We start from the raw sequence: 23,649 nt of genomic DNA on the forward strand, positions 1-23,649 counted from the left end.
CCATGGGATGAGAAAATCCTCAAAAAATGATAAAAAATGCACCTATTACCTTATCTTTTTGATAACCTAATGTTGTGAGACAAAAGGCAAAAGGAGAGGAAATAAGTGCAAAATCATTTTATCATAGAAAGTGCTGGGGATTAAAGATACGAATGTGGATGTATGGGAAATTCGAGAGGAATTAGGAAGCTTCGTCATCGAACTATTTACCAATGTGAGAAAGCAAAAGTTAGACCAGTGGTTCAAAGAAAGTGACGAATCAACGGCTAAACAAGGATTAGAGGTCTGTATGCAGGCCATGAATGAATCAAATATTGACGCCTTTCACCGCGTAACCAAGACGTTCCAACGATGGAAGACAGAGATCTTCCAATCCTTCATGCATCCATTCAATAATGGCTATATCGAAGGCATAAACAACACGATCAAAGTCTTAAAACGTGATTCATTTGGGGTCAAGCGTTTTGAACGATTAAGAAGTAAAATTTTGTGGCAACAAGGGGTGAAGAGAGCGTTTTAGCTCTCTTTCAAATCGTTCGGTTTTTCTTCGTTATTGTATAATTTGCACAAGGTATTGCTCTATATTATTCGCCATCTTGGTAGCATTCAGATCATTTAATAATTGGATAGTTTGTTTTATTTTTGCAGTACCTTCTTCCTTGTTACCTGTTCTGATGTCATAGGAACCCTTGAGCTGTAATAAATATACTCTTTCCGTTAAGTTGCTTTCAGGGATTGCAATGGTTTCAAGGTAGGATATAAATTCACTAATTTCCTTTTGATATGTAAACTCTTCGTGAAATCGATTCACAGAACCAAGCAAAAATATAATGGTATTAAAAAGCACAGCTGTGATCTCATCATCCACCTTTTTATATTCTCTAAAACGAGCACTTTTTTCATAAGCGGTTCTTGATAGCATAATGACCATATCTGGCTTTAGTAATAGTAACGTTCCATTATAAAGTGTTAATTCATAATATCCCCATACCTCTACTCGAAATAAATAATCAGAAAGGAGTCGAATATCATTTTCTTGTACTCCTTCATCGATATAATCCTTATCTACTATACTTTCATATACTTCAATCAATAGAGCATTATAATGATAGGTTTCTACGCCATATTGCTTCCACTTGTTTATTTGTCCGTTTTTTAATTGCTTCAGTTGTTTCACGTCTCTATTTAAATAGGCAGTGCTTGCTGTTTTAAAAAATTGTTCCAGTTGATCAGGTTGATAATCGTGATGAATGTATAAGAACTCATCAAAGTTCATCATTAGCTTTTCTATTAGTCTTGTCATAAGACTAAGTGTTATATCAGAATCCCCACGTTCAAACTTTGATAGAAAAGAAACAGAACAGATACCATCTGCAAGCTGCTTTAAGGTAATTCCTTTTTGTTTTCTTATCATTCTTAGTGTTTTACCGTATTCCACCACCACTTTAATCCCCCCTGAAAAGATAAACATTCCACTATATGATAATTTTAAAAATCTATAGTTATAATCAAGATACAATAAAATCAGAATAATGAATACAGTTACTTTAATTTAGGAGGAAAAAATAATGGGAAAATTATTAATTAAAAATGGAACGATTATTGATGTGGAGAATGGAGTATCTTTTAAAGGGGCAATTGAAGTAGAAGGAAATAAGATTAAAAGAATGATAAAGCAGGGTGAAGTATTGCCTGAAGGACCAGGAACAATTGATAAAACGATCGATGCAAAAGGGAAATTTATCATTCCAGGATTAATCGATATGCATTGTCATATTAATGAGGGATTCGCGCCTCATTTTGTAGCATCAGGAGTAACAACTGTACGGAACACGGCAGGTAATGTCCTCCTACTCAATAACTTAATTCAAAAACCTGATCATGCATCAGTACCAAGAGTGTACGCTTCAGATAGAATGATTGATGGTTCACCTGGACAATGGGGTCCGACTAGTTATGTTAATTTTGTAACTGACGATCCAGAAGAAGCAAGAATTGAAGTTCGTAGACAAGTAGAAGTAGGGGCGAAATTTATTAAACTATATGGGTGGATTAAGAGAGATGTTATGGGAGCGGCAGCTGATGAAGCAAAGAAATTTGGCTTGGAAGTATCTATTGATTTAATAAATTCTAAGGAATTAACAGCATTAGATGCAGCGAAAATGGGGGTTACATGGTTTGAACATGCATCTGGCTTTGCACAGGAGATTTATAAAGGGTGGAGTCCACTAGCGGATCAAGCAGAGTGGAGTCATATAAATTGGGAAGAACCAGATCAAGAAAAAGTTAAAGAACTGTGTGAGGAAATGTTAGAATACAATGTAAAACTATGCCCAACAATGGTTCTGTTCGATCAAGCAATGAGTTATCCAAACATTTGGTCACCTAAAAATAAAGTGATAGAATCTATTGAAAATAGTAAGCATCCTGTAGAATATTGGAAAAGTCATGAAGAACTTGAAGCGACTATAAAAGAAAGTACTGCTGTTGTAAGCAACTTAACGAAAGCAATTGCTAAAACCTATTATGAGGTTGGTGGATCAGTGGTTGCTGGAACCGATACCCCAGCCTTACTGTATACATACCCAGGGATGGCTTTACACCGGGAACTAGAAATATTTGTGGAAATTGGATTTACGGAAATAGAGGCTCTACAAGCAGCAACAGTGAATGCCGCTAAGTCTATTAATCTAGATGATATTGGAACAATCCAAGAAGGTAAAATCGCAGACCTAGTCATCTTAAATGAGAATCCATTAGACAATATTAAGCATACACAGGAAATCGATTTAATAGTTAAAGGTGGAAAAGCATACAATCAAGAGGATATTTTGCGTAGTATTCCAAGCGAGGAAGATGTTAATCGATCACTACAAGCATTTATGGAGAAATGGGAAGCAGTAAATATAAATTAAGTATTGCAGCAAGTATGGAAGCGAAGAATGCTGCAGTGCTTGCTAAGAATGTTCCCATAAATCCTAATGCAGCAATAGTTCCAAGACCACTTGCAATATAACTTGTTTGGGGTGGTGAAACCCGGTTATTTACGAAAAGACTTTTACATGGGTAATAATCGACTATTATATACAACATACTTAAGCACATACACCCAATTGTTTCATATGATGATATCGTGTAGGCAATAATAAAAGGGTGAATATGATGGATAGCAACTTACAAGCAGCTTGTATCGGGCAGGATTTACAATCTAAGGGGATTCCTGTTTTTGAAGGGGACCTTCCATATTTGCAATTCATGTTAGATACGATTCAATACTACTCTACTCCTGTTAAGGAAAGGCGCGATTGGTATCGTCAAGTGTCAATTCTTGTATTCGATCAGGAGGTAATTCGTTTTGACTGAATTAAGTTATCTAACAGCTAGTGAACTAGCACCACTTATTAAAAATAAGCAATTATCCCCTGTTGAATTAACAGAGTCACTTCTGAATCGGATTGAACAAGTTAATCAGTCTGTTAATGCTTATATTACTATAATTCCTGAGATTGCTTTAGAAGAAGCGAGGCATGCGGAAAACCAAATTATGAATGGGTTCTATAAAGGACCTTTACACGGTATTCCAATCGGGCATAAAGACAATTTTAACACGAAGGGCATTAGAACGACGTCAGGTTCAAAGCTGTTATATGATTATATCCCTAAAGAGGACGCTACAGTAGTTGAGAAGCTTTCATGTAGCGGAGCCATTATGTTAGGGAAGTTGAATCTGCATGAGTTTGGCGGGGGTCAAACTAATACAAATCAATATTATGGTCACGCACGAAATCCATGGAATCTATCTTATACGCCAGGTGGCTCTAGCGGAGGAAGTTCAGCTGCTTTAGCAGCGGGATTAACCCCCATAGCAACAGGAACTGATACATTTGGTTCAATCAGACTACCTTCTGCATGGGCCGGTGTATATGGAATAAAACCGACTTATGGATTAGTAAGCGGATATGGTTTACTTAATCTTGCCCGTTCAATGGATCACGGAGGCCCAATGGCACGATCGGTAAAGGATTTGGCTTTAATGCTTAATGTTATGGCTGGCTATGATTCAAAAGATCCGGCTAGTATAAAAGCGCCGATCCCTGATTACTGTGAAAACCTTAATAAAGGAATTAAAGGCGTTAAAATTGGTGTTCCAAGTTATTTCTTAAAAGGATTAGATGCTGATGTCGAGCGTTTGTTTAAACAGGCGATCTACAAATTAGAAGGTTTGGGAGCTAATGTAAAAGAGATAGATATTCCAGAACTAGAAATGGCCGCATATGCTGGCTATGTAACAGTGACAGGAGAAGCGGCTAATTTATATCAAGAGATGTTACAGGAAAGTGCAAAAGACTTTAATTTAGATGTTCGTATTTTTATGGAAACTGGTTTTTTGACAAATTCTAACGAGTATATAAGAGCCCAACAAGTTCGCCGAGAAATGACAGAAGCGTTTAAAAAGGCTTATGAAGATGTCGATATCCTAATCGGACCTACAGCACCTCTGACTGCTTATCCTTATCAATCTAACTGGGTCCAACAAAATCTTGAAGTGATGCAGCGTTTAATTCCTTTTACTTCACCGACAACCCTAACTGGTACACCTAATCTATCTGTTCCAATCGGCTTATCTTCTGAAGGACTTCCTTCTGGGATGCAAATTATGGGTAATCACCTTAATGAGAAGCTGATTTTTCAGGTTGGAAGTGCTTGGGAGAGTACGAATCCATTAGGAGGTCAATTACCTATGCTTCGCTGATTATTGCAAGTAGGTAAAAGCTTGTCTGATAGATTATTCATATCAGCGTTCAGGCCTATTTGAATTGCAAAACCCGAACGAGTTCATATATGATGAATCGTTCGGACTTTCTATTATTAGAACTTATTTTGCCCCAACCTTTTTTCCTTAACGTCTTAATAGGTTTACAATCACCTGGTTTGTTAGGTTAGGAACGATTTCTAGTGAATAAGTCATCTCCATTCTTTCTAGTTTCTTATGTGCATCGATGCCATAAGGACCAATATTAATAACTGGTACATTTAACTCTCGAATGTCCTGATACTCGACATAGTGTTTAGTCCCCCAACCAGGGTTATTGTTTGTTACAGCATCAATGTCCTCTTCACGATCACTAAGAGCAACAAAGCTCATATCAGAAATATAAGGGAAGAAGTTCCTAGTAACGATCGGATACTGATAGTTTGGTTGTATGTCTAAAACGGCTTGGTCTAATGCATCAATTAAGGCGAGTTCGTCCTCGTTTTTCCCTGTTAATTCAATTCTAGGGGAATACAATGACGAGTAAAAAAGGATCATGGTCGGGTCTTTATCCTTCATCCATTTCCATGCTTCTTCTACTACCCGTGCAGCAAACATACGTGTATCTAGTTCAGGGTCGTTTAATAAGTTGTCTTTAAATTCGTTCATATGAGTCTTGAACTCATCACCATTTTCTTTTATTAATAATTGCTCCATTTCTTCATACGTCAATACTCTAGGCTTCCAATTATGTTGTTCATATGGTTGTCCACTAATTTTGCAATAATGCTTATGCCTTTCTTCAAAAGAAGCAAGGGCATTGTTAAACGCAATTAACGCCTGTTCTTTTAACTTTTCAAGCACTTCCTTAGGTGTCCAGGAATGAATAAAGAAGTTATAGTAAACATAAGCAGATAGTGCTGTTTGGACAGTGTAGGTTGGCTTTAAATCCATTTGTTTCAAGGACACAGGTGGGACAGGTGTTTCCCCGTATGCCGCGTTACTTAGTTCTGGATTATAATTAATTTGTGTTGTGAGGTGAGCTGCTAGAAAATTAGGATCCATCCCTTCAAAAGCAGACCCTACATGTGTTTCTGCCCCAGTTATAAAGAAAGATGGTAACAGTTTTCCTCCCGTACCTTTATAAATGTAACGATTTTCATCACCTTCATATCGTGGTGATACAAAGTCTGCATTAATAGCCGCCACATATTCAAATCCGTGATCATTTTTCCAGAGGTTCAACGTTTTTAAGGCAGAAAGAATTCCGTTTGAACCATCCTCCTCATCACATTCTGCTAAGAAGACAATATTGCCTTCTAATTCTTCAGGGTGCTCAGAATAATATTTTAAGAGATACAGGTTACTTGCAACTCCGCTTTTCATATCAAGGACTCCGCGGCCAAATAACCAATCCTTTGAGTGTAAATGGTCTTTGATAGAAGGGGGGAGTTCTTCATCTTCAAGCGATTCCATTAACTCTTCTGGAAAGAAAGCTTTCTCTTCTAATTGATTGAAATCTTCTGTTCCAACTGTATCCATATGCCCCATTAAGATCACAGTTCGATTACTGTTTCCTTTTTTTCCTTTGACAAATGCTAGAACATTGTAGCGTTCTTGTTCATCTTGGTAAGTCTGTTCTAGAAATAGGTGGTCAGGATTTTGAGTGAAATAAGGGAAAGATGAGATCATGTTATATATGGAATGGGCAATGTTTTTTTCCCCATTAGTGTTTACGACACTTTTAGTATTAACAAGTTGTTTTGTGAAAGCTAGTACATCATTACGGCACTGTAACATTGGCTTAACCTCTTTTCTAGTTAGTATATATATTTTATCAAATTTTAAGACTTTATATAGAAGGAAATCAATTTTATAAAACATCCATTAATTCTGTATCTGAGTAAATGGAAATTAGGACTACTGCTTTTTCATTACCAATGTTTTTAACAAAATGAGGTACACTTGCATTCCAGCTAAATGAATCTCCTTCTTCAACTACTACAGAGTCTTCTCCTTGTTCAGCGAGAATTTTCCCTTCTAATACGAGATGACATTCTTCACCTTCATGCGAATGTGGTTCTCCGATCGTTGCACCAGTAGGAAGCTCTACCATCATCATTCTTAATCCACCTTTTGAAGTTAAATGCTCAACCTTTAAACCATTAAAGGTTGACTGATCCCTCGAGTTTTTACGTATGACTTGCATTTGTTTTTTCTTTTCTAAAAGTAAATATGGTAGTGGGACGCTGAGAAATGAAGCGATCGTATTTAATGTATTGATAGAAGGTGAAGTGTTATTATTTTCAACATTGCTAATGAATCCTTTTGAAAGGCCGGTTCCTTCACACATTTGTGCGATTGTTATTTTTTTTCTATTGCGTATTGCCCGTATTTTCGTGCCGATATCCAAATGAATCACCTCTAAAATTAGTTTACTAATAGGAAACATACTTATATATTAGCAAATAAATCGTTGACAATCCACACCACTTTTGTTATCTTATAGACAATATTTTTTCATATAAAAAAACAAATTGACTCAAGTATGAAATATGTAAGTACTTAAATTAAGAAACCAATGGAAAAAGGTGGTTTGTTCATGATACAAACAAAGTCTGATTCAAAGGTGGTTGCGATTCTTCAAGATCGAATACAACTGATCACGCAGGACCAAGGTGCAATTTATTTAGTTGGACCTATTAACCTTCCAGTAAATTTAAATGGTGAAACAGTTAAATTTAAATGGTATAGCTGGATAAAACGCGATGAAATAATAGAAGATGATGAAGAATTGATAAATCAACTGACTTTTGATAATTTAGCGGAATTCCAACAGTCAAGTGTGCTTGTATATGGAGATTTTGAGGGTGATGATGATGCGCTCATTCGTTTTCATTCTATTTGTCACACTGGTGATATTTTCGGAAGTAAAAGATGTGATTGTGGATACCAATTAAATCAATCCATTAAAAAGATCGTCGAACATGGTACAGGTGCATTATTTTACTTAGCTAATCATGAAGGAAGAGGGATTGGTCTATTTAGTAAAGCGATGGCTTACATTCTTCAAGAACATGATTACGATACGGTTGAAGCAAATGAAGCGCTCGGTTTTGATGATGATGTTAGAAGTTATAGTGATGCGATTGAAGTTTTAAAATCTTTAAGACATAAATCCATTACTCTTATGACTAATAATCCTAAGAAAATAGCGGCTCTAAAATATGCTGGGTTACCCGTGTCAAGAAGAGTAATGCTATGGGGAGATCGTTCAGAGTTTAATGAAGAATATTTAGAAACTAAAGTAAATCGTTCCGGTCACATTCGTGAAGAGGAGTTAAGCTAAGATTTAGTTATGATATTGATGCTTCGTTGATTAAAACAAAGAAAGTGTGATGCTTATCCTTTTTTATAGTGTTGCTTTTCTCGTCATTTTAATTGATCAAATATCTAAGTACTGGGCTCGTACGTATTTAAAATTAGGCGATACGATGGTGGTTTGGGACGGTGTTCTGAACTTTACTCATATTCAAAATAGCGGATCTGCGTTTGGATTATTTCAAGGGTATGGCCGTCTTTTTGTTCCTGTTGCGATCATCATTGCTGTTATAGTTATTTTTATGCTTCATAAGGGTTATATAAGTAGTAAGGTTATGAGAATTGGGCTTGCTCTTTATGTAGGTGGTGCGATGGGTAATGCTATTGATCGAGTTTTATTTAATCAAGTCACCGATTTTATTCATTTTCAATTTCGTGAAGGTATTCTTAATTTAGCAGATTATGCTCTTGTATTTGGTGTGATCTTAATATTTATAGATGCGATTATTATTGACTTTATTAGAAAGAGAAAGACTTTAGGAATGTCTTAATCCCCCATATGAAAATAAATTAAAGCTTCTCATAGGTTTACCAAACTTGTGGGGAGCTTTTTTTCATGGATTAAGGAAGTTTACGTTAAAATGTATAGCGTCTTTCGTAGCCCTAGTGTTCCAGACATTCAAAATATGTCATATAACATGATATAGAACAATACAATAGTAAGAGTCTGATTAAATTAGAAAGAGGTGTAGGCACATCAATAAGACCGTTCAATCTCAAGATTATGTCTTTGAAACTTATAAGGCACTTGTCGATGCCTTGTTGCCCTCAACTCATCAATATGGATATGAATCCACTTATAATGCGATCGATTTGGGGGTTCATGAATACCTCATTAGTGGTCTTGATCAGAATATTTCAATTCAAAAGCAGTTAGAACATCAAGCTGTTCCTCTAGCTTACCCCATAGCCATCATGTTAGATTCAGCAGCAACCCAGCTCGTAAATGCCAGTCAGGTACATCCTTTACACAACAGTCAGTTTCCTGATGGGGGAATGTTTTCTTATCTTTCCAAAAATGATCGAATTCGAACGTTATCTGCATTAGAGAATCTAAAGCTCGATCTTTATTTATTGCCATCTCCTTTTCAGAATAATGGTGGGATGGTTAAGTTTATTACAGATGCATTAAATCGTTTTTCTATGTTTGGCTATTATTCAGAATGGCCCGCTTATGGAACGACACGGCTCAATCCCCCAGGTTATCGTACTCTCGAATTCTTTCCCCCAGGTTGGTTTTTAGTTGGGTATCCAGGAGTCTCCTTAGGCTATCGTGATTTCCGTGGATTTTTATTAACTATGGCAGAGGTGAATACATGAGAACAGAACCAGATGTGATTGTTATTGGTGCTGGTGCTGGTGGACCGGTAATCGCTAAAGAGCTTGGAGAATTAGGTATTCGTGTGTTAGTGCTTGATGCTGGTCCTTGGTATGGAAATAAAAAGTGGCCTGAACCAAATAAAAACAGAGGTCAGGTAAAAGAAAGTTCTGATCCAAAAGATTTAGATGGAGCTCTTTACAGAAATCAATTAACAAGACTCGAAAATGACATGGATGATCTTATAAATGGTAAGTTCCGCTGGGGTCCAGCAGATCGCAGGCGTTCGCCTTGGTTTAGAAATGTTCCAGATCGGTCGTTACTATGGCAAGTTTCTGGCATTGGTGGTGGGACACTTCATTACTATTCCAATTCACCACGAGCATTTCCAGAGGCGATCGATAATGAATGGCCAATTAGCTACAATGAGCTCATTCCTTACTATGAAAAAGTAGAAGCGACTTTACCCGTTGAATTTGCACCAACAACAACGAAAGAAGCTCTTTTTTATTTTGGTGCAGAAAAGGCTGGTTATTCAATGAATCAAACATTAGATGTCACAAGCACTGGCTACCGTCCACAACCAAATGCAATCTTACCTCCCAATGAGAATTTAATGAACCCTAACTATTCCATGGAAGAAATAAGTCATATGGAAGGATGTACGCTTTCTGGCCTTTGTGGGCAAGGTTGTCCTTATGGTCCTTCTTTAGAAAAAATGGCTAAACGCTCAACAGTAGTCAGTTATGTTCCTTTGGCAATGGAGACAGGGAATGTGTCGTTTAGGCCAAATACGTTTGTAACAAAGGTATTAACAGAAAATACGGCAGGTGGTGAAAGAAGAGCGACAGGGGTCGAAATTCGTGACACTTGGACGGGTGAGACCGAAGAATTACGTGCGAAAGTAGTTGTTATGGCAGCTGGTTGTTTTGAAACACCTCGTCTATGGTTAAACTCTGACTTGCCATATAACTCATGGGTAGGCCGTGGCTTAACCAATCATTATATGGATGCGGTAACAGGAACCTTTGATGAGAGTACATTAATGGAGATTGTCGGTAGTCCATCGACATATCCATTCGCTGGTCATACTTCAGGAGCGCGACTGGACTATCCAGGGGTTGGTATGATTGAGACTTTGGGTGAAAGTCCGGGTATAGCAGCACAATCTCTATTTGGATTTAGTCAATATGGTTATAATAGTCTCCAACAAAATGACTCTAACATGTGGGACCAACGTGGAAGGCTTGTTGGTTCAGAGCTAGATGAAGCTATGAAAAACTACAGTAGAACGCTATCTTTATTAATTATTACAGATGATGAAGTCCAATATAGTAACCGAGTAGAGCTGGACCCTCATATTGAAGATGAACATGGACCAGTCCCTATCATACATTATTCGCCAAGTGAAAGGTCGAAAAAGAGAAGAGAAGAATTAACCAAAATAGCGACAAATATTTTACGAAAAGCAGGTGCGAAACAAGTTCACCGCAGTGACTTGCCACCGAACTATTTTATCCATATACATAGTACTATGAGGATGGGCTATGTTGTGGATTCATCATGTGAAGCGTATCAAGTAGAACGGCTTTTCATCGCTGATAATAGTGTTGATTATAATGGTTTAGGTGGACCTAATCCGACTGCAACAACACAAGCTCTTGCAACAAGAACAGCAGAGAAATTAGCTTTAAAGTATTTTAGTTAAAGAAAAATCCGAACGAATTCATCATCAATGAATTCGTTCGGATTTTTTGCGTTTAAAAACTTGAGCGCTGATAAATGATCCCGAGTGCTGATAAACCGGGCCTGAGCACTGATAAAAAAATGCCCGAATGCTTACAAAAAATGCCGAACGCTGAATAAAATTCCCCAACTGACTCGTGCTGTTTTCTGAAACGCACAGGTCGTGGCGTTTTCACTGACCAGCTTTCTACGTTCGTTCCCAAAAGCGTTGTTGACTAATGGCATAGACGAAATCATTTCCAAAGTTTGGGTTGTTTGCAGCAAAAACTACTCCGGCTAAGTTATTGTGTTGTGTGGAGTGAATGTAAGACTGTGCAGTGGTTGCTAAACCAATTGGCTTATAGGATTTATATGCTTCATTGATGAAATTCGTTATATTCTGTACAAACTTCCCTTGATTTTTAGCAATGCCTCCAACAACATAGAGGGAGTCATATAAGACTTGATAAGTTGTATTAAACGTCCTGTCTACTTTGATCTTTGTACCATCAGAACCTGTAACATGGCCGAGATTCTCGCTGACAATTTCTACAAATACCCCATTTTGCTTTAGGAATTGAATTGTATTTCTGACCTCTACACTGTTAAATTCATGGCCAATTAAAATACCGACCTTTTGTGTATTGGCTAGATGTGGTGTATTGGACTGGCTAATAGCTGGTGAACTTCTTGATTCTTGAACGTGCGTACCCCTAGGACGATCTACACCTATGTTATCAGCAATCTGACAAGCCATTTCTGTATCAACATTCGCCCACATCTCCACATTTTGCTGTCTGACTGATTCACTTTCGACATACCCCAAGTGGTAACTAAATGTATCTGTAAGGTCTTGTTTTTCAACTGGAGTCAAACTATTCCAGAATAGTCTCGGCTGTGTAAAGAAGTCAAAGAACGATTCACCTGGGCGTTCTCTCGTATTATGTCCTTCTACTTCACCAGGGTAATGAGCGTACCCGCCTTGTTCAGGAGGGGTTTCTGCTGGTGTATTTCCGGCTAATGAATTTTTGTGATAATGAACGGAGTCAACATCAATCCGGTGTCTCAATAAGTTATCACGTAGGTTAAAGTTTTTCTCAACGATTGGTCTATTAACGGGGAGGTTTTCAAAATTGGCCGAACTATGTCTGTGTAACTCTGTATCTCTATAAGCAATCGCTCTAGTCTGCAGGACAGGATCATTAGTAAAATCAATTCCTGGAACTAGACTAGCTGGGTCAAATACTGACTGTTCCTCTTCTGCAAAGAAATTATCAACAAGTCGATTTAATGTTAATTTACCAATTGTTTGAACAGGGATCTCTTCTTCTGGCCAAAGCTTTGTATTATCTAAAACGTCAAAGTCAAACTTAAATTCATCCTCTTCATCAATTAACTGTACACCTAGTTCATATTCAGGATAGGCTCCTTTTCTAATCGCCTCAATAATATCGCGGCGGTGAAAGTCTGGGTCAACCCCTCCGATAATATTAGCTTCATCAAGTAACAAAGAATGAACACCGAGTTTCGGCTCCCATTTAAATCTAACAAAGGTCGATTTTCCTTGTTCATTAATAAATCGAAACGTATTGATTGGCCAGCCTGCCATCATGCGCCAACTTCTCGGTCGACCACGCATTGACATTAACCACATTACCATATGAGCGGTCTCTTGATTATTTACGACAAAGTCCCAAAAGTTATCGTGTGCAACAGTTGCTTGTGGAACATGGGTTTTCGGATTCGGTTTAGCTGCATGAGTTACATCCATAAATTTCATGCCATCAGCAATAACGAAGACAGGGAATTGAAGTGCTAGAGAATCATAGTTTCCTTCCTGTGTATAAAACTTGACTGCAAAACCGCGAATATCGACTGCTGTATCCTTTGAACCTTTATTTCCGATAAAGTTAGAAAAACGACAGAAAACAGGTGTTTTGCGTCCGGGTTCTTGCAGAAAGTGAGCCTTAGTAAGGTGACTTAACGATTGATAATTTTCAAATTCACCATACACACCAAAGCCTCTAGCATGAACGACCTTTTCTGGTATTCGTTCCCGATTAAAGTGTGTTTGCTTCTTATAAAAATGGAAATCTTGTAATAATACAGGACCACGTCTTCCAGCTCTTAAAGACCACTCATCATTTGAAACTTTTGTACCGTTATCATCGGTCATTTTCTTTCCTGGACCAGTATTTTGTTCACGAAACTGTTCTAGTTGTTCGTCTTTTTCATCTCTATAAGGAGACTTCTTGCCCTTTTTTCCCCAATCCTTATCCACGACAACACCCCTCCAAAGATAGATTTCAGTCCACTAACCATATATATTAATGCCGATCAAATTTATTCATATATTTAACCATTATATGTTAACAATATTTCTCTTTTTTCATGTCATGCTGCGAATTAGTAATGAGCATGGGCACGCTAAATGAAAAGAGTTTGAAGACGAATATTTTAAAGTATACTTCCATAGCCGGTATTAGTCCCATTAGTCGTTCTTTACTGTTTAAGATTCTTATGTCTATCCTCATTTGAGTGCTTGAGTGTTTGTTTTTGTTATAATAATATAAAGCTTAAATTGTATATATGGAGAGTTGAAAAACATGTTTAATAGTATCTCAGATGGATCAGAACAATTTGGAATGTCATTACCACAACAAATAAGTAGGTTTATTTTAGAGAAAATAATAAGAGGAGAATTAACAGCCGGTGATAAGATTGTAGAAGAGGAAATAGCCAAAGAGTTAAATACAAGTCGTGCACCTGTACGAGAAGCATTATATTTATTGCAAGTAAAAGGAATTGTTGACCGTGTTCCAAGGAGAGGCACGATTGTAAAACCATTTACAGATAAGGATATTTTAGATTACCTTTTTGTTATGGTAGGGATTATTCAGCAAGGTGTTGACTTGTCCAAAGATAGTTGGACTAAAGAAAACCAAGGTGAATTTCATGGACTATTTGTTAAAGCAAAGCAAAAGTACAATGAAAAAGATGTCATTGAATATCAAAATCATACAGAAAAATTATTTAGATTTATTATTTACATGCCCAATAACAAGGCTTTAATAAAATTTTATGAAGAGGCTAACCAAATATTAAATATATTTGCTCAAGTTCAATGGGACATTAAGACGATGGAAAATTTTCACCCTAAATTTATTGAGTTTGCAACCGCAATACTAGAATCAAACTTTGTACAAGCTAAGGAAGCAATATCTGAGGCATTAAAAAAGGGAAAGGGGTAATCCTTCCTTTTTTATAAAAGTTAAAATTGTCGACAATCGACTTTTAGTTTGATACATTGAATGTGTAAACGTTAACATTAAAATTATTAGAGGGAGGTTGGTCATTGTATGCAATTAGAAGGAAAGAAAATAGTAGTAACAGGAGGAGCCCGAGGAATGGGTGCTGCAACTGTACGTTCTTATGTTAAAGAGGGAGCAATTGTTGCTTCACTTGATGTACTTGATGACCTAGGTGAAGAAGTAGTTAATGAAGTGAATCAAGCAGGTCCAGGTAAGGCAATTTATTATCATTGCGATTTACAAAATCGTTCAGAGATTGAGTCTGTATTTAAACAAGTATCTGAGGCATTGGGTGGTTTAGATGTATTAGCCCATGTCGCTGCCGTTCAAAAGTCAGCCCCTGCTTTGGATATTTCAGATCAAGATTATGAATTTCTTATGGACATAAATGTGAAAGGAACCATAACAATCAACCAAGAGGCTTTTAAACTAATGCGTAAGCAAGGATACGGAGCCATTATCAACTACGGTTCTATATCAGGCTTAAGAAAAGAAGCAGGTGCAACACTCTATTCTGCTTCTAAAGGGGCTGTGATGTCTTGGACAAGGAGTGTTGCTGCTGAATGGGGACCTGAGGGGGTTCGTGTGAATGCTGTTCTACCGGCAATTGATACCCCTATGTATAGAGATGCACGTTCTAATTTAACCCCAGAACAACTTGAAGCTATGGAGAAGGAAAACCAAAAAGAAATTCCACTCGGTGGCAAATATGGTGATCCTGATGAAGACTTAGGTCCAGTAATGGTCTTTCTAGCTAGTGATGCTTCTAAGTTCATTACAGGACAATTGTTACCAGTAGATGGTGGACAAGCTACTGTGAGGTAATGAAGTATAGTATAAAACTAAGTAAAGTGGTGGGCTCTAAGCCTTTTCCTAAACAAAATGATGATGCATGCTTTAGTTAATATAATTTAACTAAAAAATTTTAAATACAACCATCTGAGTATTTATTGATTTCTAATTATTTATTTTAATTTATTGAGCGAGGGAGAGTTGTTCTATGAAAGATAAAACAATTTTAATTACTGGTGGTGCTGGTGGAATTGGAATCGAGACAGCAAAAGCATTTTTAGAACAAGGAGCAAAAGTCGCGCTTGTTGACATTAGTTCAGAAGCTTTGGAGAAAACTAAGAAATCGTTAAATCATCCTGAGATGACATTAACTATCCAAGCAGATGTTACGAAAGAAGAAGAGGTTGAGCAATATGTTGAAAAGACAGTTGAATCATTTGGATCTATAGATGTGTTTTTTAATAACGCTGCTATAGCTGGTCCAGCAACCCCAATAAAAGACCTTGAGAAAAAACAATTTGAAAATATTATGGATATTAATGTAACAGGCGTATTTCTAGGGTTGAAATATGTCATAAAACAAATGGAAAAACAAGGGTATGGGAGCATTATAAATACAGATTCGAATGCTGCATACATTGGCTCAGCAGGTATGGTTGGTTACATTGGCTCAAAACACGCCGTAGCTGGAATTACGAAAACAGCAGCACTTGAGGTTGCGGATAGTGGAATACGTGTCAATGCAGTAGCTCCGGCTGCAATTGATACACAAATGCTATCAGGTATTCAGAGAAATGTAAGTCCGGATGACCCAGGAAGCGCTGGAGAAGCAATCAAGCAGGGAATTCCACTAGGGCGATTTGGTACGCCTAAAGATGTGGCGGAAGTTGTATTATTCTTGGCTTCTGAAAGAACGTCATTTGTTACAGGCTCACTATACAATGTAGACGGTGGTATGCAAGCAGATTAAAAGATTAAAAGATACTTCCACTTTAAGTTGGTATTTTATTTGGGGTATTAACATCTGATCAGATGTTAATACCCTGTTTTTTGATTAATTTGTCTAGTTATGAATTTCCGTTATTTTTATAATAATTATGATAGAATTAATCAATGTCATGCATTAATCATCAACATAGGAGTGGAGTTAAATTGAACAAAAAAGACATTGCTAATATACGCAAACAATTTAAAGTGAATAATGATCTATTATATATTCATGAGATCTTCAACGTTTATATTATGAAAGAATCGAGTGAAATCTACCATCATCAAAGTATGCCGTTTGATTTACTAGAAGAAGAGCAGCAAGAGTTGTTTATGAACAACTTTAAGAAAGTGTTAACAGGTAGATTAGATGAAAAGCTGTTTGAGTTAAAATTCCAACGTAATGTCGAAAATAGCAGTCAGCTCATTCTTCATCAAGGTCTTCTAAGTCAAGGAACTGAGGAATGGAAAGAACAAATGCTTAAGATTGTTTTGAAAATGTTGGAAGATAAACAATATGAAATGGATATTGTTGTCACGTTCATTCGTGCTGAGTTTCGTAATCCGTCTAAGAAGAGTAGTGATGAAACAGAGGAGAGTAGTGGCAATACGGTTTATTCACACCCGTTTATTTTGTGTAGCATGAATAAAACACAAGACCCGAAAAAGGAATTGTTGTTTGATTATGTACAAAAAGAGTTTAAATATAACATTGTTGTTGACCCAGTCATTAATTTACAAAAGCCTATTTCTGGCTTTTTATTTCCTGCTATAACAGACAATGCATCAGATATCAATCACGTGCTGTACTCATCTGGTAAGGCATATGAACTGAACTACCACTTTATTGAAGAAGTGTTAAATGCTGAGGAGGCTGTGACGGCTCAAGAGGATAAAGTCGTTTTTGAAGAAGTAATTAGAAAAGTGGCGGGAGAAAAAATAAACACATCTACTCTTTCGAATGTATACGAAGAAGTTCATCGGGTTGTAGAAGAAAGTGAAGAGGAAGAGCCACCAAAGTTAGATTACAAAGATGTAGAAAAAGTGTTAAAAAGTAGTGGGGTAAAAGATACTGATCCAGAGAAAGTTCAAGAGGCATTCAAGACCGTGATTGACGATGAGGCGTATGAGTTAAAAGCAAGTAACGTTGTACCGAAATATAATTCAAAGTCGATTAAAATTAAGACAAAAGTAGCCGATATCTCCGTTAGTCCACAAGACTTAAAATATGTCCGCCAAACACAAGTAGGTGGAAAGCTTTGCCTTATGATTGAGGTTGAAGAGAATACAGTTGTTGAAGGATTTGAGATGATTCCAGAAGCTTTAATGCAAAAGGTGGAAGACCTAAATCATGAAGAGTAATAAAAAGGTAGTCGCAACCAGCTAACGGGTTCCGTTCAAAGGTTGCAAACAGTATAATTCACGTATGAAATAGCATGTGATTTCGCAATGAAATTCACATGCTATTTTTTGTGGTATAACAACCATTTCGGAAAAATATATGGATTTATTAGCAGGGATTGGCATAACATTTCACAAACTGGACGATGGTTGAAGAAATTAAACGACTAGTTATGAATGAAACGGTTGAAGATTGGCTTCCTGAATATACCTTTCATCGTGAAAATTGCCCCATCAATGATACAACACCCTTTCATAAATCGTTCCTCATTTTATAAACGGGGAAAAACACTTCAAATTCTCAGAAATGGCAGTGTAAAGAGTGTTATAAGATTACGAATGTCTTACCGAATAGAGAAGAGTCTTTCTCTTATTAATCAAAAACGAAATGATGTCTTACCCAATATGATGAAGGATCTTTTAAGTCGAACCCCAATTAAAAGAACATGTGAAATTTTAGGTATTCTATTCGAAAGCAATAAAGCACAATAAGCATGTGAACTTAATTATTCTGCCAGATATAGAACATTTTAAAATCATTGAACCTACCACATGAGCGTGGGAAGCCGTAATTGATACACCTTTGCTACAACCTTTTATTTTGAGCTTATGCGGAGCAATTTTGAAACTGATTATTAGTTACGAACATGTTCATCACTTAAGAAAGTGGCTTATAGGGATTCCACTTTTTAATAAACCTATTTATTTTTCTAGAATTTCAAGTGTATGTTGTGGTAAATTCATCATAAAACGTTTATATTCGCTTGTTTGTTCAGAGTCTTCAATTTGGAAATTTGAGTCTATGATTTCCGCTGAATACTCGCTAATTTCTTTATCGCTTTCGTTAAGTATGAATTCTACTTCCGCAGACTCATTTTCATTTTCTAGGTGAATCACAAGATTGTCATCTTTCAGCTCATATGTCCCTTCCTCATCTTGAATAGAATTATTAACTGAATTAATGATTACATTTTCATCTGAAAATTCTAATGTCATTAAAGTGGTATATCGGTCAGGATTATTAGGAGAATCTTTCACACTAACATCGAATGTTCTCCCAGATAAATCATTATTTGTGCTTGTGCTACAAGCCGATAACAAAAGAACACCTAAGAGTAATAGAAACATAAAACGTTTAATCATATAAAAAGCCCACCCCCCATATTCTAAATTTTAGATAATATCCATATTATAACATAAATCTTCTGTTATCGAAAAAGTCTGAAAAAAAGAAATTGGAAAAAAGATATATGATAATAACAATGATGTATAACAATGTCAGTGTTCAACTAAAGTGAGCGATTGAGATTAAAAGGGTAATTAAAGTGTTTTCTAAGGAAGTAAGAGTTAATTGGTTACAGTTTATATGGCTGTACTATGTGGAATTAGGAGTTCTAGAAACAAGAAGCTTAAAGAGTATTATGATCGAAAACGAAATGAACGAAAGCCTTCAAAGGTAGCAATTATTGCTTGTGTTAATAAGTTTCTACAATGGATTTACGCTATGTTAAGAAGCAGAGAATGATTTCTAGCTTTAGCTTAACCCCACAAAAATGAAAAGTATGAAAAAACTTCTAAATATATTTGGTGTGTTATTTGGCTTGTTCTAGAATAGTATATCATGGGATATTATATTTTTTTACGGAAAATTCTTGACTCCTATTAGCTGGTTTAGTTGAAGAAATAAAATCCATGCTAAAGGGACTTAGAAAAAATTCTAAGTCCCTTTTTTGTGTGATTTCTAATGTGAATTTAGTGTTAATTTCTTTGTGAATTGCGTTACGATTTTAACTGCGATTTAACATTTTGCAGCTCACAATGGAACCCGTTAGCAACCCTGCGACTACCTTTTTATTGTTCATTTGTCGGCCAAGGTGGAATTCGCCTATGCTCAGGTATAGAGAAGCTCTTGTTATTGAAGTCATTCACTAATTAAAAGGCGTAAACTATTCGCCCATTGTTTTTACCCTTTTAGAATAACAAGACAGCAAACAGTGTTGTGACGATGAGCCCAAGTACTACCGGAATAAAGCTTCTTCTGACTAAGTCAATAACGGAAATCTTCGCAAAACCAGCTATGGCTATAATCGGTGACCAAGCAACAAGTGTACCACCACCTACCCAAATAGCTCCGATTTGCCCAATGGATGCTAAAGTTGTTGCATCCATTCCAGTTGTTGCACCTAATGCCTCAGATAAAGAGCCGATTAATGGGAGAGCAGAAAAACCAGACCCATCTAGACCAGAGACCATTCCTAATAAAAGAACACCTAATGCAGTGAAGAATGCGTTATCTGGGATGTAGGTTTGACTTGCTTGAACTAAATCGAATAAGAATGATGGTGTCATATCAGGATCAGAACCGAGAATTTGACTAGCAAGTTCACCACTTCCAATAAAGAAAAAGGCTGCAACTGGGATGACGAGTCCCATCACTTTAAAGGCGAACACGAATCCGCTAACAATATGTTGACTAACTTCTTGTAATGTATTTTTGTAGTTGCGAAACAGTGACATGATAATAATTAAGACTAGTGCTGTACCACCAACAAGAGCCGAACCTGCACCGTCTTCAATTGCTGGAATGAAATCAGAGAAGGTAGCGATGACAACGTATGTGACAATGATCAAAAAGATGACCGGTACAAGGACAGCAAAAATGGGACTGTACTTTCCCTTTTTTACATCTGTATCTTTGACTCGAATGTTTAAATCATCATCACCGCTTTTTTCCCACTCTGTAAGGTTTTCTTTTGCCGGTTTTTTAATGGACTTACGAATCATAAAGTAAGCAATTGTAATTGAAACAGCCCCAGCAATCAGAGATAAGATTAATGTTTGTTCTCCAATAGCCCCAGCTGATAGTTCACCACTACTTGAAGCCGTTAATTCAGGTGCCACTTTTAAAATGAAATCTGAAGATAATGCCATTCCATGACCCGCTAAAGAAATAGCAATCGCTGCTCCAATTGGTGGTAGACCTGCTTTAATAGCTACTGGAATCATGAGTGCCCCAATTAGAGGAACGGCTGGTGCTGGCCAGAAGAATAATGATAAAAAGTATGTGACGACAACTAGAACCCAAAATGATAATGTCCCATTTCTCATGACTTTTTGAAATGGCTGGATCATTTGTTCATCTGCTCCGATTGACTGAATCGATTTTAGAAGGGTGGTCATAACTGCGATAATTAAAAAGATATTAAACAGTTCAGTTGCAGCTGTTAAGTTTGAAGTGAACAATGCTTGAATCCCATCTAAGAAAGATCCTGTAAATGCCCACGCAACGAAAAAAACCATCACTAGTGCAGGGACGACAACATTTTGTCTAAACAACATCGTAATAATAATGATTAACGTCCCGGCTAAGTACAACCAATGCGCTAAAGTAAGTTCCATCCGCTCTAACTCCTTTGTAGGAATATAGAAATTCTTGACTATTCTTATGCGGAGTTCTAGGCAGGTGTTACGATTTAAGATCAAAAATTGATTGTGTACATAAACCAACTGAACTTGAGGTATTTTATATAATAATAAAGGGGTTGGAATCATGTATTTGTGTCCTTTGTGCAACGGATTGCAGAACTACTCTAATAAATGCTCGGAATGTGATTCAAATATAGAAGATCAAGGCAAAGTAATTGATTATTTTGATGATTATAGTGCGTACATGGATATTTCTTTGATGAAGCTGTTGGATGGTGACCCTCAGTCTTTTGACAATCACCAATGCTTACATTACTTTTACTGTGAAAACTGTAATCATGAAGAGATAATAGCAGTAAATGAAGAAGGTTCTATTCAATAATTAAATATTGAGGTGTTTTAAGTGGAATTTTTCGGTGAAATTATTGCGGGTTATTTTGATCAGCCAAACAATGAGTTCTCATTACAAAAGGTTAAACATTTAGATACAGAATCAAGACTTAATGAAGAACAGGTTGGCAATTTATATGAATACCTAGATCAACATAAAGACCAATCAGACGGACAAGTTATTACATTATATGATCAATTGATGTTACATTTAAGTCATGAGGAAATTAATCAACTTATAGAAGAACTAGATGAAGTGAGAGCATTGTATAGAATTTAAATTTGATGTGTTAAGTTAAAACAAATTAAAGGGTGTACTATGGTGAAATAATAGAAGCGGCTATTTCTCGTATAAAGGAAGTAAGGGGTAATTTATAAAGAAAACGAGTCGATCCTTTTTGAAGATTAAGGATGGACTCGTTTTTAATTTTGTATTTTTTTAACTTGCTTTAAGCAGTCTTTTATTAATTTTTTGATGGATTTCATCGGTTGAGAGGTCTAATGCTAACGCAAGTTCTTTAAATAAAATATCTTGAATATTAGTTAAGTGTTTATGGTCTTGTTCATAAAATTTCTTACCATTACTTTCGAGTTCGTGCTTTTTCTTGATTAATGTATTAACGACTTTAGCTATATCGAAACGATCTCCAGAGTTAACAACTTTTTTGTAAGTTTGAGAGCGTAAGTTTGGGTTATCAATCCATTCAGCACCTTCTTTATCAAATGATTCTAAGATCTTCTCTGCCTCATCTTTGTTAATCAATTTCATCATTTTAATTTTATCATTATCAACAGGTGCATTAATGGTCAATTGTTGTTGGTCGTTTTCAATTGGATGTAATACATAATACTTTTTTGTAACGCCATTTATTTTCATACTACTGATATCATCGATCCGACAAATTCCATGACTGGTATATATAATTAAATCTCCAATGTTTAACATTAATCAAAAACCTCCTGGCTACATCGTCAACTCAATTGACTATAATACTATTTTACTCTTTTATAGGTTCAAATGTCAACTAAGTTGACAAATGGAGAGTGTTTATATATATTTAATTGCAGTTATTTACAAGATTGGGGTGCCATTAGTTTGAAATCAATCATAGATACAATGGGGTTAATTGATATAATAAGTGAACGTCATCATCAACTTAGAAGATGTTCAGAGAGTATGTGGAGTCATAATAGCAATCTTTACATATCGAATTCTGAATGGCTAATATTAGCTAACGTTTATCATAAAGAGCATACAACGATTTCTTACGTGACTAAGAATGTTGATCTTACTCGACAAGCGACGCACAAATTCATTAAAAGATTAGAGGAGCAAGGGTTAGTTAAAGTTGAGCAAGTCCCACATAATAAGAAGGAGAAAGCGATTGAACTATCCGAATTAGGGATTGAATGTTTTGAGAAAAACGAGAAGTTTAAAGCCAAAATAGAAGAAGATATAAGTAGTCAAATTGGTGAAGAGGAATTAAGTCAGTTGAAAGAATTGTTACGAACTGATTGGCGAATTTAAATTAAATAGTGTGGATTATTAAATGTTATAAATTACTATTGATTCGTATTTAACCGCATGATATATTATTAGTCACAGGGAACAAATCCCTTACAACCAATTCTGCGATGTTCGTAGCATCATTTTGTCTTAAACCTATAATTATAAAAAGGGAAACTTATATTTTAAGCTAGACAACATGCCTGTATATATCTGGACGTTGGACAGTTTAATGCGGTTACCCACCTGCCAAAGCGGGTTTTAAAGACAATCCGAGTTACGACAATAGCGCGGAATGGTTTTATTTACATACTTGATCTTTGAATATTAATAATTTAAATTTTGAGGCTGTCCTAAATATCGTCATGAACAATGGCTGATTAGGGTAGCCTCTTTTTAGTGCTTTAAAAGTATTGTTTGAAAGGCTTTAAAAATGTCATTGTAGACATTAGAGTGCTTTATCTGAATGGGCTCAGAAGTTAAAATTTTAACGTATTTCCGAAAGAAGTCTCCCTCTTCAAGCGCGTGAAGGGCGTAGCTTAGGCGGTAAGGGGGAGATGAATTTCGGTTGGGCGGTAGCCCAAATGCCTTTGCTCTCCCATGTTGTATGGTATAATCAGTCTTATAACATATAAGGGTTGATATATAAATGAAATTA

Annotated in this window: 23 protein-coding genes, 1 other RNA gene and 1 pseudogene; 18 read left to right on the forward strand and 7 right to left on the reverse strand. The window is 36.3% G+C overall.

Translation table 11 applies throughout. The features are described 5' to 3' along the window. Positions 1-130: 130 nt before the first annotated feature. Positions 131-520: a transposase gene (locus tag ABDZ63_RS15265; protein ID WP_343784986.1), complete on the forward strand. Its 390-nt coding sequence runs from the start codon at positions 131-133 to the stop codon at positions 518-520. Positions 521-550: 30 nt separating this feature from the next. Here ABDZ63_RS15265 and ABDZ63_RS15270 read toward each other — a convergent pair whose 3' ends face one another. Beyond that, a complete protein-coding gene (locus ABDZ63_RS15270; protein ID WP_343784988.1) occupies positions 551-1,444 on the reverse strand; it encodes a helix-turn-helix domain-containing protein in 894 nt (297 codons plus the stop codon). A 223-nt stretch (positions 1,445-1,667) separates the two neighbouring features. Between ABDZ63_RS15270 and ABDZ63_RS15275 the strand changes: the two genes are divergently transcribed. The 3 genes from ABDZ63_RS15275 to ABDZ63_RS15285 all read left to right on the forward strand — a co-directional run bounded on the left by ABDZ63_RS15275 (position 1,668) and on the right by ABDZ63_RS15285 (position 4,753). Further along, positions 1,668-2,915 carry an amidohydrolase family protein gene (locus tag ABDZ63_RS15275; RefSeq protein ID WP_425542001.1) on the forward strand — a complete coding sequence of 416 codons (1,248 nt, stop codon included), beginning with the start codon at positions 1,668-1,670 and terminating at the stop codon, positions 2,913-2,915. A gap of 247 nt (positions 2,916-3,162) precedes the next feature. Beyond that, positions 3,163-3,363: a hypothetical protein gene (locus tag ABDZ63_RS15280; protein WP_343784992.1), complete on the forward strand. Its 201-nt coding sequence runs from the start codon at positions 3,163-3,165 to the stop codon at positions 3,361-3,363. Next, on the forward strand, positions 3,356-4,753 hold the full coding sequence (locus ABDZ63_RS15285; RefSeq protein ID WP_343784994.1) for an amidase: 1,398 nt from the start codon (positions 3,356-3,358) through the stop codon (positions 4,751-4,753). Before ABDZ63_RS15280 ends, ABDZ63_RS15285 begins: the two co-directional genes overlap by 8 nt. Before the next feature lie 147 nt (positions 4,754-4,900). On the opposite strand, the gene ABDZ63_RS15290 is transcribed toward ABDZ63_RS15285, so the two are convergent. Both ABDZ63_RS15290 and ABDZ63_RS15295 read right to left on the reverse strand, forming a co-directional pair. Beyond that, positions 4,901-6,553: a M20/M25/M40 family metallo-hydrolase gene (locus ABDZ63_RS15290; RefSeq protein ID WP_343784996.1), complete on the reverse strand. Its 1,653-nt coding sequence runs from the start codon at positions 6,551-6,553 to the stop codon at positions 4,901-4,903. A 73-nt stretch (positions 6,554-6,626) separates the two neighbouring features. Further along, complete coding sequence (locus ABDZ63_RS15295; protein WP_343785029.1) at positions 6,627-7,166, reverse strand: helix-turn-helix domain-containing protein; 540 nt, start codon at positions 7,164-7,166, stop codon at positions 6,627-6,629. Between the two features lie 189 nt (positions 7,167-7,355). Between ABDZ63_RS15295 and ABDZ63_RS15300 the strand changes: the two genes are divergently transcribed. The 4 genes from ABDZ63_RS15300 to ABDZ63_RS15315 all read left to right on the forward strand — a co-directional run bounded on the left by ABDZ63_RS15300 (position 7,356) and on the right by ABDZ63_RS15315 (position 11,160). Then, positions 7,356-8,102, forward strand: coding sequence for a GTP cyclohydrolase II (locus tag ABDZ63_RS15300; protein ID WP_343784998.1), 747 nt, complete (start codon positions 7,356-7,358; stop codon positions 8,100-8,102). A 49-nt stretch (positions 8,103-8,151) separates the two neighbouring features. Next, positions 8,152-8,625 carry a signal peptidase II gene (gene lspA, locus ABDZ63_RS15305; RefSeq protein WP_343785000.1) on the forward strand — a complete coding sequence of 158 codons (474 nt, stop codon included), beginning with the start codon at positions 8,152-8,154 and terminating at the stop codon, positions 8,623-8,625. Positions 8,626-8,893: 268 nt separating this feature from the next. Then, a complete protein-coding gene (locus ABDZ63_RS15310) occupies positions 8,894-9,454 on the forward strand; it encodes a hypothetical protein (RefSeq protein WP_343785002.1) in 561 nt (186 codons plus the stop codon). Continuing rightward, complete coding sequence (locus ABDZ63_RS15315) at positions 9,451-11,160, forward strand: GMC family oxidoreductase N-terminal domain-containing protein (protein ID WP_343785004.1); 1,710 nt, start codon at positions 9,451-9,453, stop codon at positions 11,158-11,160. The genes ABDZ63_RS15310 and ABDZ63_RS15315 overlap by 4 nt, the downstream gene beginning before the upstream one ends. Positions 11,161-11,385: 225 nt before the next feature. Here the strand turns inward: ABDZ63_RS15315 and ABDZ63_RS15320 are convergent, their stop codons facing one another. Beyond that, complete coding sequence (locus ABDZ63_RS15320; protein ID WP_343785005.1) at positions 11,386-13,458, reverse strand: catalase; 2,073 nt, start codon at positions 13,456-13,458, stop codon at positions 11,386-11,388. Between the two features lie 325 nt (positions 13,459-13,783). On the opposite strand from ABDZ63_RS15320, the gene ABDZ63_RS15325 reads away from it, so the two are divergent. The 5 genes from ABDZ63_RS15325 (at position 13,784) to ABDZ63_RS15345 (ending at position 17,946) form a co-directional block, all read left to right on the forward strand. Further along, positions 13,784-14,428, forward strand: a complete 645-nt coding sequence (locus tag ABDZ63_RS15325; protein WP_343785007.1) for a GntR family transcriptional regulator — start codon at positions 13,784-13,786, stop codon at positions 14,426-14,428. A gap of 108 nt (positions 14,429-14,536) precedes the next feature. Further along, on the forward strand, positions 14,537-15,313 hold the full coding sequence (locus ABDZ63_RS15330) for an SDR family NAD(P)-dependent oxidoreductase (protein WP_343785009.1): 777 nt from the start codon (positions 14,537-14,539) through the stop codon (positions 15,311-15,313). Between the two features lie 175 nt (positions 15,314-15,488). Then, positions 15,489-16,250, forward strand: coding sequence for an SDR family NAD(P)-dependent oxidoreductase (locus tag ABDZ63_RS15335; protein ID WP_343785011.1), 762 nt, complete (start codon positions 15,489-15,491; stop codon positions 16,248-16,250). Between the two features lie 182 nt (positions 16,251-16,432). Further along, positions 16,433-17,629 carry a DUF4317 domain-containing protein gene (locus tag ABDZ63_RS15340; protein WP_343785012.1) on the forward strand — a complete coding sequence of 399 codons (1,197 nt, stop codon included), beginning with the start codon at positions 16,433-16,435 and terminating at the stop codon, positions 17,627-17,629. Between the two features lie 185 nt (positions 17,630-17,814). Further along, positions 17,815-17,946 carry a hypothetical protein gene (locus ABDZ63_RS15345; protein WP_343785013.1) on the forward strand — a complete coding sequence of 44 codons (132 nt, stop codon included), beginning with the start codon at positions 17,815-17,817 and terminating at the stop codon, positions 17,944-17,946. A gap of 424 nt (positions 17,947-18,370) precedes the next feature. Here the strand turns inward: ABDZ63_RS15345 and ABDZ63_RS15350 are convergent, their stop codons facing one another. Beyond that, positions 18,371-18,811 (reverse strand): hypothetical protein, encoded by a 441-nt coding sequence (locus ABDZ63_RS15350; protein ID WP_343785015.1) that lies wholly within the window; start codon positions 18,809-18,811, stop codon positions 18,371-18,373. Positions 18,812-19,028: 217 nt separating this feature from the next. Here ABDZ63_RS15350 and ABDZ63_RS15355 point away from each other — a divergent pair. Continuing rightward, positions 19,029-19,193 (forward strand): annotated as a pseudogene (locus ABDZ63_RS15355) (IS110 family transposase); the annotation flags it as partial. A 446-nt stretch (positions 19,194-19,639) separates the two neighbouring features. Here the strand turns inward: ABDZ63_RS15355 and ABDZ63_RS15360 are convergent. Beyond that, the gene (locus tag ABDZ63_RS15360; RefSeq protein ID WP_343785016.1) at positions 19,640-21,067 is read right to left on the reverse strand and encodes a hypothetical protein; all 1,428 of its coding nucleotides are present in this window, start codon (positions 21,065-21,067) and stop codon (positions 19,640-19,642) included. A gap of 178 nt (positions 21,068-21,245) precedes the next feature. Here ABDZ63_RS15360 and ABDZ63_RS15365 point away from each other — a divergent pair, with 178 nt between their 5' ends. Both ABDZ63_RS15365 and ABDZ63_RS15370 read left to right on the forward strand, forming a co-directional pair. Continuing rightward, positions 21,246-21,476, forward strand: coding sequence for a hypothetical protein (locus ABDZ63_RS15365; RefSeq protein WP_425542000.1), 231 nt, complete (start codon positions 21,246-21,248; stop codon positions 21,474-21,476). A 21-nt stretch (positions 21,477-21,497) separates the two neighbouring features. Further along, entirely contained in the window at positions 21,498-21,764 is a 267-nt protein-coding gene (locus ABDZ63_RS15370) for a hypothetical protein (protein WP_343785019.1), read from the forward strand. 159 nt (positions 21,765-21,923) lie between these two features. On the opposite strand, the gene ABDZ63_RS15375 is transcribed toward ABDZ63_RS15370, so the two are convergent. Beyond that, positions 21,924-22,430: a CarD family transcriptional regulator gene (locus ABDZ63_RS15375; RefSeq protein ID WP_343785021.1), complete on the reverse strand. Its 507-nt coding sequence runs from the start codon at positions 22,428-22,430 to the stop codon at positions 21,924-21,926. Positions 22,431-22,580: 150 nt separating this feature from the next. On the opposite strand from ABDZ63_RS15375, the gene ABDZ63_RS15380 reads away from it, so the two are divergent. Both ABDZ63_RS15380 and ssrS read left to right on the forward strand, forming a co-directional pair. Further along, positions 22,581-23,012: a MarR family winged helix-turn-helix transcriptional regulator gene (locus tag ABDZ63_RS15380; protein ID WP_343785023.1), complete on the forward strand. Its 432-nt coding sequence runs from the start codon at positions 22,581-22,583 to the stop codon at positions 23,010-23,012. Positions 23,013-23,108: 96 nt separating this feature from the next. Then, positions 23,109-23,292, forward strand: a non-coding RNA gene (gene ssrS / locus ABDZ63_RS15385) — 6S RNA. The last annotated feature ends 357 nt before the right edge of the window (positions 23,293-23,649 follow it).

The sequence above is a fragment of the Alkalibacillus silvisoli genome, assembly GCF_039521975.1.
Classification (GTDB): Bacteria; Bacillota; Bacilli; order Bacillales; family Alkalibacillaceae; genus Alkalibacillus; species Alkalibacillus silvisoli.